Source organism: Candidatus Rhodoluna planktonica, from assembly GCF_001854225.1.
Classification (GTDB): domain Bacteria; phylum Actinomycetota; class Actinomycetes; order Actinomycetales; family Microbacteriaceae; genus Rhodoluna; species Rhodoluna planktonica.
In genome coordinates this window covers 964,590-977,505 of record NZ_CP015208.1, presented here as the reverse complement: position 1 = coordinate 977,505, position 12,916 = coordinate 964,590, and the positions used below count along the sequence as shown (strand labels likewise).

12 protein-coding genes and 1 tRNA gene are annotated in these 12,916 nt (G+C 53.4%); 11 read left to right on the top strand and 2 right to left on the bottom strand.

Annotated elements, in window-relative coordinates:
• Positions 1 to 54 precede the first annotated feature (54 nt).
• From A4Z71_RS04880 to rdgB, 5 genes are read left to right on the top strand one after another with little or no spacing between them, the layout of a single operon-like run.
• Complete coding sequence (locus A4Z71_RS04880; protein ID WP_070954803.1) at positions 55 to 1,263, top strand: S1C family serine protease; 1,209 nt, start codon at positions 55 to 57, stop codon at positions 1,261 to 1,263.
• On the top strand, positions 1,263 to 1,559 hold the full coding sequence (locus tag A4Z71_RS04875) for a DUF3039 domain-containing protein (RefSeq protein ID WP_070954802.1): 297 nt from the start codon (positions 1,263 to 1,265) through the stop codon (positions 1,557 to 1,559). Before A4Z71_RS04880 ends, A4Z71_RS04875 begins: the two co-directional genes overlap by 1 nt.
• 9 nt (positions 1,560 to 1,568) lie before the next feature.
• The gene (murI, locus tag A4Z71_RS04870) at positions 1,569 to 2,372 is read left to right on the top strand and encodes a glutamate racemase (protein WP_070954801.1); all 804 of its coding nucleotides are present in this window, start codon (positions 1,569 to 1,571) and stop codon (positions 2,370 to 2,372) included.
• Between the two features lie 22 nt (positions 2,373 to 2,394).
• A complete protein-coding gene (rph, locus tag A4Z71_RS04865) occupies positions 2,395 to 3,123 on the top strand; it encodes a ribonuclease PH (RefSeq protein WP_070954800.1) in 729 nt (242 codons plus the stop codon).
• Positions 3,120 to 3,698 (top strand): RdgB/HAM1 family non-canonical purine NTP pyrophosphatase, encoded by a 579-nt coding sequence (gene rdgB, locus A4Z71_RS04860; RefSeq protein ID WP_070954799.1) that lies wholly within the window; start codon positions 3,120 to 3,122, stop codon positions 3,696 to 3,698. Before rph ends, rdgB begins: the two co-directional genes overlap by 4 nt.
• 62 nt (positions 3,699 to 3,760) lie before the next feature.
• Here the strand turns inward: rdgB and A4Z71_RS04855 are convergent, their stop codons facing one another.
• Together A4Z71_RS04855 and A4Z71_RS04850 are read right to left on the bottom strand one after the other, a co-directional pair.
• Entirely contained in the window at positions 3,761 to 4,405 is a 645-nt protein-coding gene (locus A4Z71_RS04855) for a DedA family protein (RefSeq protein ID WP_070954798.1), read from the bottom strand.
• A 1-nt stretch (position 4,406) separates the two neighbouring features.
• Positions 4,407 to 4,478: transfer RNA gene (locus tag A4Z71_RS04850), tRNA-Arg, on the bottom strand.
• 161 nt (positions 4,479 to 4,639) lie between these two features.
• Between A4Z71_RS04850 and argS the strand changes: the two genes are divergently transcribed.
• The 6 genes from argS (at position 4,640) to rho (ending at position 12,910) form a co-directional block, all read left to right on the top strand.
• Complete coding sequence (gene argS / locus A4Z71_RS04845) at positions 4,640 to 6,298, top strand: arginine--tRNA ligase (protein ID WP_070954797.1); 1,659 nt, start codon at positions 4,640 to 4,642, stop codon at positions 6,296 to 6,298.
• Positions 6,299 to 6,300: 2 nt separating this feature from the next.
• Positions 6,301 to 7,716, top strand: coding sequence for a diaminopimelate decarboxylase (gene lysA, locus A4Z71_RS04840; protein WP_070954796.1), 1,416 nt, complete (start codon positions 6,301 to 6,303; stop codon positions 7,714 to 7,716).
• 4 nt (positions 7,717 to 7,720) lie between these two features.
• Positions 7,721 to 9,028: a homoserine dehydrogenase gene (locus A4Z71_RS04835; protein WP_070954795.1), complete on the top strand. Its 1,308-nt coding sequence runs from the start codon at positions 7,721 to 7,723 to the stop codon at positions 9,026 to 9,028.
• Complete coding sequence (gene thrC, locus A4Z71_RS04830; RefSeq protein ID WP_070954794.1) at positions 9,028 to 10,107, top strand: threonine synthase; 1,080 nt, start codon at positions 9,028 to 9,030, stop codon at positions 10,105 to 10,107. Before A4Z71_RS04835 ends, thrC begins: the two co-directional genes overlap by 1 nt.
• 4 nt (positions 10,108 to 10,111) lie before the next feature.
• Positions 10,112 to 11,047: a homoserine kinase gene (gene thrB / locus A4Z71_RS04825; protein WP_070954793.1), complete on the top strand. Its 936-nt coding sequence runs from the start codon at positions 10,112 to 10,114 to the stop codon at positions 11,045 to 11,047.
• 105 nt (positions 11,048 to 11,152) lie between these two features.
• On the top strand, positions 11,153 to 12,910 hold the full coding sequence (gene rho / locus A4Z71_RS04820; protein WP_070954792.1) for a transcription termination factor Rho: 1,758 nt from the start codon (positions 11,153 to 11,155) through the stop codon (positions 12,908 to 12,910).
• Positions 12,911 to 12,916: the final 6 nt, after the last annotated feature.

Here is a 12,916-nt window from a genome sequence, read left to right as displayed (position 1 = left end):
CTATTCAGGCTTGGTTGTAATTCTGCTAGCACAACAAGTTCTGAGAGGTAAACCTTGTCTGATTACAATCGCCAATTCTTATTTGACGCACCGGCTGCCCAGGTTCAAAAGCCTAACTTCAAACAAAAAATGGCTAAGCGCACAACGTTTCTGACCGGAACCGCTGCAATCACCCTTGGTGCCCTAGTCGGCGGAGCAGTGGGTGCGGGTGTGGGTATCACCGCGTTCACTTATTACACGCGTCCAGCACCGGTCGTCGTGAACAACACTCAGACTGTCAACTGGGTCACCGCTGCTGCCACGATAGCCTCGCCTTCGGTAGTAACCCTTTCGGTTGCTGGTGCCAGATCGGCTGGAAATGGCTCTGGAGTATTTCTCTCTGCGGATGGTTATGTTCTGACCAACGCCCACGTGGTGACCCTAGGCGGCGAATCCAGTGATCCGGTAGTTGAGGTAAAAACTTTTGACGGCCGTATCTATCAAGCTGCAATTGTTGGCGTTGATGCGACCAATGATTTGGCCGTCGTAAAAATTGAAACGGCCGCGAGCTTCACTCCAATTGAATTTGCCGATTCAAATTCCGTGAATGTCGGTGACTCGGTGGTTGCCATTGGCGCTCCGCTTGGCCTGTCAAACACCGTTACCAACGGAATTGTCTCGGCTCTAAACCGCACAATTCAGGTTGCTTCAGCTGAGGTGCCAAACAATTCTGATGGCTTTGGCGGTCTGCAGTTCTTCACCGGCTCCGGAAGAGCAATCAGCCTGAAGGTGATTCAGACCGACGCAGCAATCAATCCAGGTAACTCCGGTGGCGCCCTGGTAAATCAAAATGGTCAGCTAGTCGGCATCAACGTGGCTATCGCTTCGGCTGGTAGCTCGGGTCAATCAGGCAACATCGGTGTCGGGTTCGCCATTCCAAGTAACACTGCGAAACGTATCGCTGATGAAATTATCGAAACCGGGGCGGCGAGCCACGGTCTACTCGGGGCTGCCGTAACCGATGCCGCCGATGGACAGAGCACCTTTACTACCGGTGCTGAAGTGCGAGAACTTACCTCCGGGGGAGCAGCCGAAAAGGCCGGACTATTAGTTGGCGACATCGTGATCGCACTGAATGGCGAGACCATTACCTCGGCGAGCGAACTCACCGCTGCGGTTAGAAACGAACCTGCCGGTGCCACAGTTACCGTTACCGTAATCAGAGACGGCAAAGAAATAGATTTGACTGCAGTCTTAGGTAACGCAGCCGATTTGGAGAACTGATGAATTTTGAAGCAAGCCTGGATGCCGACAAGATTGGCGGACAGACAGCGGGCGGAACTTTGCTTGAGGAGCAGATCCAAAACATGGAGCCCGGCGACCACGAGCGTTACGCCCACTACGTTCGTAAAGAAAAAATCGTCGAATCGGCTGTTTTAGGCACCCCGGTAGTTGCGCTCTGCGGAAAAACCTGGGTACCCGGTCGAGATCCAGATAAGTTTCCAGTTTGCCCAACCTGCAAAGAGATTTATGAGGGCCTCCGGCCAGAAGACCCGAAGAGTTCAGGCGACGACAAATAGACTGTTGTCGTGAACGACGCTCCAATAGGTATTTTTGACTCCGGTGTAGGTGGTCTTACCGTCGCTCGCGCCATCATCGACCAGTTGCCAAACGAATCGATTGTCTACGTCGGCGACACTGCCAACACTCCCTACGGCCCAAAGAGCATCCCGCAAGTGCGCGAGCTGGCCCTAGCCGTGATGGATCGATTAGTTGCCGAGGGTGTGAAACTTCTAGTTATTGCCTGCAATTCGGCTTCCGCCGCGGTTTTGCGCGATGCGCGAGAGCGTTACACCGTGGGTATGGGCATCCCGGTTGTTGAGGTGATTCAACCGGCAGTGCGGCGTGCAGTTGCCGCAACCCGGAATAACAAAATTGGTGTGATCGGCACAAATGCCACAATCACATCGCGGGCGTACGATGACGCTTTTGCCGCCGCGGTTGATGTCGAAATCAGCTCAGCGGCTTGTCCCAGATTTGTCGAGTTTGTCGAAAATGGAATCACGGCAGGGCCCGAGCTGATGCAGGCCGCCAAAGAATATCTCGACCCAATCAAGTCTGCCGGCGTTGACACATTGGTCCTCGGCTGCACTCACTATCCGCTGCTCACCGGTGCAATTGCCTACGTCATGGGCGAGGATGTGACCCTGGTTTCTTCAGCCGAAGAGACGGCAAAAGATGTTTATCGAACTCTCGTTGCGCACAACTTGCAACGCACTGACGCTTCGGCACCGCAGAGGGTTTTCAAAGCCACCGGCGATGCTAAAAGTTTTGAAACCCTGGCTCGAAGGTTTTTGGGTCCAGAGGTAACTTCCGTCGAAAAACTTAGCTAAAAAATAATCCCGAAAGGTTCTAATGACGATTCGCCTAGATGGCCGTAACCCGCAGCAGCTTCGAGAAGTTACGGTTGAACGGGGTTGGAGTGCGCATGCTGAAGGGTCAGCACTAATCAGCTTTGGTGCAACCAAGGTGCTCTGCACAGCCTCTTTCACTCAGGGAGTACCACGCTGGAAAGTTGGTAAGGGCGAAGGTTGGGTTACCGCTGAGTATTCAATGCTGCCGCGAGCCACCCACGATCGAAGTGATCGCGAGGCTGTGAAGGGCAAAATTGGTGGCCGAACCCATGAAATTTCGAGGCTCATCGGTCGATCTTTGCGCGCCGTAGTCGATGTCAGAGAGCTAGGCGAAAACACCATCGTCATCGACTGCGATGTGCTTCAGGCCGATGGAGGTACGCGGACCGCAGCCATCACCGGTGCCTATATTGCGTTGGCGGACGCAATCAACTGGGCCCGCGAACAAAAAATTATCTCGGCTAAAGCGCAGCCACTGCGCGATAGCGTTGCTGCCGTTTCGGTAGGCATCATCGATTCAGAACCATTTCTTGATTTGGCTTATACCGAGGATGTCCGGGCTGAAACCGACATGAACGTTGTGGTCACCGGTGCTGGCAAGTTTGTTGAAGTTCAGGGGACAGCTGAGGGTGCACCGTTTGACCGTGATGAATTAAATGCGTTGCTTGATTTGGCGTTGGCTGGCACAAACCAACTAACCGCAATTCAAAAAGCAGCGCTGGCACGATGAAACTTGTTTTAGCTACCCACAACGCTCACAAAGTGGTCGAGGTCGAACAGATTCTGGCCAAACTGGGTGTTGCTGACCTCTCGGTATTGGGTTACGACGGCCCAGAGCCGGTCGAGGATGGAATCACCTTTGCCGAGAACGCCCTTATCAAAGCTCGGGCTGCCTATGCTCACACCGGCGTTGCCGCCATCGCCGACGATTCTGGGCTCGCCGTCGAGGTGTTAGGCGGGGCACCCGGAATTTTTAGTGCTCGCTGGTCGGGTACCCGCGACAACGCTAAAAATAGAGAACTCTTATTGGCTCAACTTGCCGATGTGAAACCCGAGCATCGCGCTGCATCCTTCGTTTGCACCATTGCCTTAGTGGATGGTGAAAACGAAATTACTTTTACCGGCATTTGGGCGGGTCGGGTTGCTTTTGCTGAAGCTGGACCAAACGGGTTTGGCTATGACCCGATTTTTATCCCCGAGGGTCTCGAACTAACCGCCGCTGAGCTAGAGCCTGAAGTCAAGAATGCCCTCAGCCACCGAGCAGCCGCTTTAGAACAACTGGCTAGTTATCTCAAGCATTTGTAGTCGCAGCAACAAGTCGACGCTCAATCAGATTTTGCGTCCGCTCAGCGACGCTTCGTTGAGGTTTAGCGACGCTCGCGACGAACCTTCACGATTTCAATCACAATCGGAATTGTCGAAACCACCACGAACAGAATTGTGAAATATTCAACGTGGTCTGCGACAAAAGGGATTTTGCCCAGGAAATAACCGAGCAGGGTTACACCGGTGCCCCAGCCGAGAACGCCAATGAAATTCAATTTCAAGAAGCGGGTGTAAGGCATCTCGCCGACACCGGCGGCAACTGGAACGAAGGTGCGCATTACCGGTACGAAATGAGCCAGGATGATTGCCTTGGCTCCGTAACGTTCAAAAAACGAGTTAGTTCGAGAAACATTTTTTTGACTAAAAAATTTTGATTCCGGCTTATTGAAAATTGCCGGTCCCGCTTTTCGACCAATCCAGTATCCGGTCTGATCACCCAACCAGGCCGAAGTTGATATCAGTAGACAGGCCAACCAAATCGGAACTGGATATCCTTCGCCAATCGGCAAAATTATGGCACCGCTGGAAATCATTAGACCGGTGACGAATAGCAGCGAGTCACCGGGTAAAAAGAAACCGACCAGCAAACCTGTTTCAATAAAGACGATGGCGCAAACCCCAATCAGTGCATAAACACCAAATGAAGCAATCAGGGTTTCAGGCTCTAGCCAATCAATTCCAAACACGCGCCCCCAGCAGGATTCGAACCTGCGCACCCGCCTCCGGAGAGCGGCGCTCTATCCCCTGAGCTATGGGGGCTAGGGTCCTACCAGACTAACAGCGACGCCGGACGATAAAGGTTTGGTTGGCTGAGAAAATCCAATGAAAAGGTTGATTTCGGTATGATTTACAAGACTTCTCTTTTTGAGCACCCCGCCAAAAATTCTGAGAACTCGACTTTGTCTTAGTTAGGCCAAACCTTGACTCCAGCAGATTTGTCTGCAGCGATTGTTCGCATCCTGGCCAGCCTTCAGGCTGACGGGAAAATTGGCGACGCCGAAATCCCATCCGAAGTTGTTATTGAGCGACCAAAAAATCGCGAACACGGCGACTGGGCAACAAATGTGGCCATGCAGTTGGGTGCCAAGTTTGGCCACAATCCGCGAAGCTTTGCCGAGCTGCTAGCCGCAGAACTGCAGAAACTGGATGACATCGAAACCGTTGCTGTAGCTGGCCCTGGTTTTATCAACATCACGCTCAGCGCGGCGGCAACTGGCCAGATGGCAAAAACGATTGTTGAGGCAAACGAGGCGTTTGGTCGCGGTGATTCTCTGGCCGGAGTGAAACTAAACCTCGAATTTGTTTCAGCAAACCCAACCGGCCCAATTCACCTGGGCGGCACTCGCTGGGCCGCTGTCGGCGATTCGCTGGCTAGGGTGTTTGAGGCTCAGGGCGCAAGCGTTACTCGCGAGTACTACTTCAACGATCACGGTGCTCAAATTGATCGATTTGCCAGGTCGCTGTTAGCTAAAGCTAAGGGTGAGCCGGCACCAGAAGATGGCTACGGCGGCCTCTACATCCAAGAAATTGCCGAGCGAGTTTTAGCCGAAACCGCCGAAGATATTTTGTCGCTGCCTGAAGATCAGGCGCAAGAGAAGTTTCGCGCCGCTGGCGTAGATCTGATGTTTGCCGAAATTCGTCAGTCGCTGCACGATTTTGGTGTCGATTTTGATGTCTATTTTCATGAAAATTCGCTCTACGAGAGCGGCGCTGTGCCAAAGGCAATTGCCCGACTAACTGAACTAGGCCACACCTTTGAAGCCGAAGGGGCGCTCTGGTTGCGCTCAACCGACTTTGGTGATGATAGAGATCGAGTCATCATCAAGAGCGATGGTGAAGCTGCTTACATTGCCGGAGACATCGCCTATTACCTTGACAAGCGTGAACGCGGATTCGACCAGTGCATATACATGCTCGGTGCCGATCACCACGGTTACGTGCCGCGAATGATGGCTCTCTGTGCAGCATTTGGCGATAAGCCTGGCCTCAACATGGAAATTTTGATCGGTCAGATGGTCAACCTGGTTCGTGACGGAGAGCCGGTGCGAATGTCTAAACGTGCTGGCACCGTTGTCACTCTTGAAGACCTAGTAGAAATCGTAGGAACCGATGCCGCCCGCTACGCTTTGGCTCGCTCTTCGATCAACTCAAGTCTCGACATTGACCTTGAGCAGTTAACCAAAAAGACCAACGACAACCCGGTTTTTTACGTTCAATACGCTCATGCCAGAACAGCTCAGGTTGCCAAGAATGCGCAAACCCTCAATGTTGACCGCAGCGAGTTTGACCCTGCGCTACTCAATCATGAGTCTGAATCTGATTTGCTTGCCAAACTAACCGAATTCCCAAGGGTTGTGGCTCAAGCTGCCGAGTTCCGCGAACCGCACCGGGTTGCCCGCTACCTAGAAGAGGTGGCTGGCGCATATCACCGTTGGTACGACAACTGTCGAGTCACGCCGCTTTCTGGTGCAGATGTTGAAACCATTCACCGCACCCGACTTTGGCTCAACGACGCAGCCGGAGTGGTTTTGCGCAACGGTCTCGCTCTGCTGGGTGTTTCAGCGCCGGAGAGGATGTAACCGTGCCAAACACGCTAGCCCCAGACTGGCTAAAGCTGCCAGTCGATGCCAATGATTTAGCCCAGTCGGTGTGGTCTAGAAATACTTCGCGCAATCAAGCCGGAGAATTACAGATTGCCGGAGTCAGTGCTGGTGAATTAGTCGCCTTGCACGGAACACCGCTTTACGTCATCGATGAAGACGATTTTCGAGCACGGGCAGCAAGCGCAAAATCGGTGCTCACGGCAGCTGCCGAAAAGATTGGTTCGACCGCCAAGGTTTACTACGCGAGCAAAGCTTTCCTAAGCACCGAAATCGTCACTTGGGTCGACGAACTTGGCCTCAACATCGATGTAGCCAGCGGTGGCGAATTAGCGGCCGCGCTTGCCGGTGGTATTGATCCGAAACGAATCGGATTACACGGCAACAACAAATCAAACCAAGAAATTGGTCGTGCGGTTAGTGCCGGTGTGGGTGCCATCGTTATCGATAGCGACATCGAAATTGAACGAATTGCCGCTGCCGCCGGTGCTCAAGATGTGGTTCAAGGTGTTCGACTCAGGGTCAACACCGGTGTTCACGCAAACACCCACGATTTCTTGGCCACTGCCCGCGAAGATCAAAAGTTTGGTATCCCGCTTTCCGAAGCGGCCGATTTGGTCGCCAAGATTCGCTCGCACTCGCACCTTCGATTTCTAGGACTGCATCAGCACATCGGCTCCCAAATTTTCAACGCGGATGGCTTCATCGAATCCACTAAAAGGCTGCTCGGCCTGCACGCCGAATTACTGGCCCACGGCGACATCCCAGAAATTAATTTAGGCGGGGGTTTTGGCGTAGCCTACAAGCCTGCCGATGAAGCACCCGAGCTAGGTTATTTTGCGGAGGCTATCGCTGACACGGTTTCTGCAGTCTGTGCAGACTTAGGCATCGAAGTCCCGGTATTGGCTTTTGAACCGGGACGCTACATTGCCGGGCCAGCAGGAATCACGCTATACAACGTCGGCACAATCAAAGACGTGACAGTGACTGATCAGGGAGAACCTCAGGTTAGAAAGTACGTCTCGGTTGATGGGGGAATGAGCGACAATGCTCGCCCGGCTCTGTATCAGGCCGAGTACCACGCTCGAATCGCTGGTCGAAAATCGGATGCCAAACCTGCCCTGGTTCGAGTAGTTGGCAAGCACTGCGAAAGCGGCGATATTGTGGTGAGCCACGATTATCTTCCAGGAGACATCAAGCCCAACGATCTTTTAGCAGTTGCCACCACCGGCGCATACTGCCACTCGCTTTCTAGCAATTACAACTTTTTGACTCGGCCACCTGTGGTTGCAGTTCGCTCTGGCGAGGCGAGACTAATCATCCGTGGCGAGACTGAGGCAGATCTTTTCAGTCGCGACATTAGATTCCAAGAGCAACAGAAAAACGAGAAGGGCTAGAACCTTGACCGAATACCGTCCACTAAAAATTGCGCTATTGGGTGCCGGCTCTGTTGGTTCGCAGGTCGCCCGACTGATGATCGAGAACAAGGCTGAACTCGCTGCTCGGGTTGGGGCCGAACTTGAACTCATTGGTATCGCTGTTCGCGACGTAAATTCACCCCGAAACGCCGATATTCCTAAAGAGTTGCTAACCACCGATGCTCAGTCGCTGATTTTGAGCGCCGACATTGTCGTTGAGCTAATGGGTGGTCTTGAGCCTGCAAGAAACTACATTTTGCAGGCGCTCAACAGCGGCTCAGACGTAGTAACCGCAAACAAGGCTTTGTTGGCTACCCACGGTCCAGAACTTTTTGATACTGCCGAGCAGGTCGGTGCTCAACTTTATTTCGAAGCAGCCGTTGCCGGCGCAATTCCAATCATCCGACCGCTTCGCGAGTCGCTAGCCGGCGACAAAGTTACCCGCATTATGGGAATCGTCAACGGCACCACCAACTACATCCTTGACCAAATGGATTCAACCGGTGCCACTTTTGATCAGGCGCTCGCCGAAGCACAGTCCCTAGGTTATGCCGAAGCCGACCCAACCGCAGACGTTGAGGCTTACGATGCCGCGCAAAAGGCGGCAATTCTGGCATCGCTGGCATTCCACACCGAAGTGCCACTTGAAAAGGTTTACCGCGAAGGAATCACCAAGGTCACGGCTGAGCAGATCCAAGCAGCGCAACGCGACGGATACGTCATCAAGCTGCTTGCCATTTGTGAGCGTCTAGCCGATGCCGATGGAATCTCGGTTCGCGTTCACCCAGCCTTGATTGACCGCACTCATCCTTTGGGTGCCGTTCGTGGCGCATTCAACGCTGTCTTCGTTGAAGCTGAAGCCGCCGGTTCGCTAATGTTCTACGGTGCCGGTGCCGGTGGTGTGCAGACCGCGTCCGCTGTTCTGGGAGACCTGGTTTCAGCTGCTAAACGCCACGTTGCCGGAGGTCCTGGTTTGGCCGATTCGGTCCATGCCAACCTCGAAGTTCTGCCCATCGATGTGGTCAATACTCGCTTTCAGGTCACACTTGAAGCCAAGGATGAGCCGGGTGTGCTCGCCACTATCGCTAATGTTTTCTCAAGCCGCTCAGTTTCAATCGAAACTGTCGAGCAGTCAGTTCGTGTCGACAAAGGTGTTCGCAGTAAAACTGCAACACTTGAAATTGGCACGCACGCAGCATCCAATAAAGCACTCCAGGATGTCGTTCAGACGTTATCCGAGAGTGATGTGGTCGATTCGATCACATCAGTTATCCGAGTAGAGGGAATCTAATGGCACACCAGTGGCGCGGAGTTATTCGCGAATATTTTGATCGTCTAGACATCGGTGCCGATTCGCCAATTATTACCCTCGGTGAAGGTGGAACCCCATTGGTTGAGGCCCCTGCGCTTGCCAAATTGGTTGGTGCTGAGCGTGTTTTGCTAAAGGTTGAGGGAATGAACCCGACCGGATCATTCAAAGACCGTGGCATGACCATGGCTGTTTCAAAAGCAGTCGGACACGGCGCTAAAGCAGTTATCGCCGCATCGACCGGCAACACTTCAGCTTCGGCAGCTGCCTATGCTGCCGCGGCGGGCATCCAATCGGTGGTGCTAGTTCCGCGCGGAAAAATCTCGCTCGGCAAACTAAGCCAGGCCGTAGCTCACAAAGGTCAGATTCTTCAGGTCAAAGGCAACTTCGACGACTGTTTGCGAATCGCCCGCGAACTTAGCGACAACTACCCGGTTCATCTGGTGAACTCAGTCAACCCAGACCGCATCGAAGGTCAAAAAACCGGTGCTTTCGAAGTTGTTGATTCACTCGGTTTTGCTCCTGATTTTCACGTCTTGCCGGTGGGTAACGCAGGCAATTACTCTGCCTATTTCAAGGGTTACCAAGAAGATCTAGAAGCTGGAAGAATTCGTCAGATTCCAAAAATGTGGGGTTTCCAGGCTGCCGGTTCAGCACCGTTCACCACCGGAGCACCAGTGCTCAAGCCCGACACTATCGCCACCGCAATTCGAATTGGAAACCCTGCATCGTGGGATCTGGCACAGAACGCCAAGCAGGTTTCTAACGGCCAGTTTGGTGCCGTAACCGACGCCGAAATTTTGTGGATGCACCGCTTCTTGTCAAACGAGGTTGGCGTCTTTGTTGAGCCTTCATCAGCAACCGGAGCAGCCGGTCTTTACAAGCACTCAAAACGGGGCGAAGTTCCAGCCGGTTCAACCATCGTGGTTACCGTCACCGGACACGGCTTGAAAGATCCAATGTGGGCTCTCAAGGATGAGCGTGGCCGCGGAATAAAACCTCAGGCAGTTGCCAACCGAGTTGAGGCAGTGGCAGAGCGTCTAGGTCTACAAAAGAAGTAATTCGATGAGCATAATCGGCAAAAAAGTTACCGTCAGGGTTCCCGCTACCTCGGCCAACCTAGGTCCAGGGTTTGACACCCTGGGAATGGCTTTGTCGTTTTACGACGAACTCGAAGTTGAGGCTGTTGCCGGCGAGGGTGCTTTTGTTGAAGTTATCGGCGAGGGTGCAGGCGAAGTACCTACCGATGCCACCAACCTGGTGGTTCAGTCAATAATCTTCACTTTCAATCGCTTTGGTCAGGAAGTTCCTGGGTTGCGCTTGAAAGCACATAACATCATTCCGCACGGTCGTGGAATGGGGTCATCCGGTGCCGCAGTGGTATCAGGAATTGTTGCCGCCAAGGGCTTACTTGCTAGCGTTGTTGAGATTAGCGACCAAGATTTACTTGAGTTGGCAACCGAAATCGAGGGCCACCCAGACAATGTTGCTCCAGCTTTATTTGGTGGGCTAACCATCGCCTGGACTGACGAAACCGGACCACACTACAAAAAACTTTTTGTACACCGCGGTGTTGCACTGCTCGAGTTGGTGCCAAATCACAAAATGTCGACCGCTCTGGCTCGTTCATTGCAACCTGAATCGGTACCGCACGAAGACGCCGTGTTTAACGTCTCTAGGTCGGCATTGTTGATTGCTGCATTGACTCAAAGCCCAGATTTACTGATGGCGGCTACCGAAGATCGGCTGCACCAAGATTACCGAGCAGCTGCAATGCCAGAGACCAACTCTTTGGTCGAATTAATGCGTGAAAACGGCCACGCCGCCGTAGTTTCAGGGGCCGGCCCATCTGTTTTGGTTTTGGCTAGCGACCCGTTGCAGCGCCAAGCTGCGGCTAAATTGGCGGCTGAACATTATCCACAATGGCGCGCCCTAATGTTGGCTGTCGACTTTAAAGGTGCTACTGTAGTAGCGCACCAGAACAATTCAGTCGGCGGTTAGCCCCGATGGTGTGCAATTCTCGCTAAAGCGATTCCCGCGGTATTCCGCATTTAGCAGGTTCGTAAACAAAGACCCTGCGCCTTCAAGAAAGAGCAAAAATCAAACATGGATGAAATCCAGCAACCTACCAAGCCTGTTCGTAAATCACGTCGCGTGACCTCAGATTCAGCGGCCCCAGCAGCAGACTCGGCAACATCAACAACTTCGGCAACCGAAACTCCTGCCGCCAAAAAGACCACCCGCGCCCGTGCCAAAACCGCCGAAGGGTCAACGGCAGCGCAAGCTTCTTCGACCGAAACTAACTCGACTGGGTCAAAGTCGAATGAACCAAAGGCCGCCGAATCGGCCGGCCAGGGCAGTGAGCGTAACTTCGAGGGCGAAGAGCGATCAGAGCGCAACCGTAACGGTGAAGGCGAAGAACGCCAAGAGCGCTCAGACCGCAACCGTAACCGCAACCGCAACCGTAACCGCAACCAAAACAATTCTTCAGACAACAATTCGAATGACTCTGGTGACAGCGAGTCAGCCGATTCGGCCCGCGACACTCAGACTCGTGACAACGACCGTGGTAACGAGCGCGGTGAGCGCGACTTCAACGATGAGCGCGGCAACCGCAACCGCAACCGGAACCGCAACCGTGACCGCTACGGCCGCAACCGTGACCGTCGTGCCAACGATCGTGACGAGGTTGAACCAGAAATCTCGCCGGATGATGTTCTGGTTCCAGTCGCCGGAATTCTAGATGTTCTAGACAACTACGCTTTCGTTCGCACCAGCGGTTACCTGCCAGGGCCAAACGATGTCTATGTTTCTCTCGGCCAGGTAAAGAAGTACAACCTGCGCAAGGGTGACGCAGTAGTTGGAGCAATCCGCCAACCTCGTGAAGGCGAGGGTGCTGGTCGCCAGAAGTTCAACGCTATCGTTCGAATCGACTCGATCAACGGTCTTACCGTCGAGCAGGCCGGTGCCCGTGTTGAATTTGGCAAACTAACTCCGCTTTACCCGCAAAGCCGTTTGCGCCTTGAAACTGAGCCAAACAAGCTCAGCACCCGCATCATCGATCTAGTATCACCAATCGGTAAGGGTCAGCGCGGTCTAATCGTTTCGCCACCTAAGGCTGGTAAAACTTTGGTGCTGCAGGCTATTGCCAACTCAATCACCACCAACAATCCTGAGGTTCACCTGATGGTTGTTTTGGTTGATGAGCGCCCAGAAGAAGTCACCGACATGCAGCGCACCGTAAAGGGTGAAGTTATTGCTTCAACCTTCGACCGTCCGGCCGAAGATCACACCACAGTTGCTGAGCTGGCAATCGAGCGCGCAAAGCGCTTGGTTGAGCTTGGTCACGATGTGGTTGTGCTGCTCGACTCGATCACCCGTCTGGGCCGAGCCTACAACCTAAGCGCTCCAGCATCTGGCCGTATTCTTTCCGGTGGTGTTGATTCTTCAGCGCTGTACCCACCGAAGCGCTTCTTTGGTGCTGCTCGAAACATCGAAGATGGTGGCTCGCTAACCATCCTGGCTACTGCCTTGGTTGAGACCGGTTCAAAGATGGACGAGGTCATCTTCGAAGAATTTAAGGGCACCGGAAACATGGAACTTCGCCTGTCTCGTGCGCTAGCCGACAAGCGTATTTTCCCAGCTGTCGATGTGAATGCCTCGGGTACCCGTCGAGAAGAAATGCTGATGAGTCCAGACGAGACCAAGATTGTTTGGAAGCTGCGCCGTGCACTAGCCGGACTGGAGCAGCAGCAGGCTCTTGAACTTGTTCTAAGTCGCTTGAAAGAGACCTCGAGCAACGTCGAATTTTTGATGCAGGTTCAGAAGTCAATGCCGGTTCCTAGCGGCAACGACGCTGAGTAATCGATA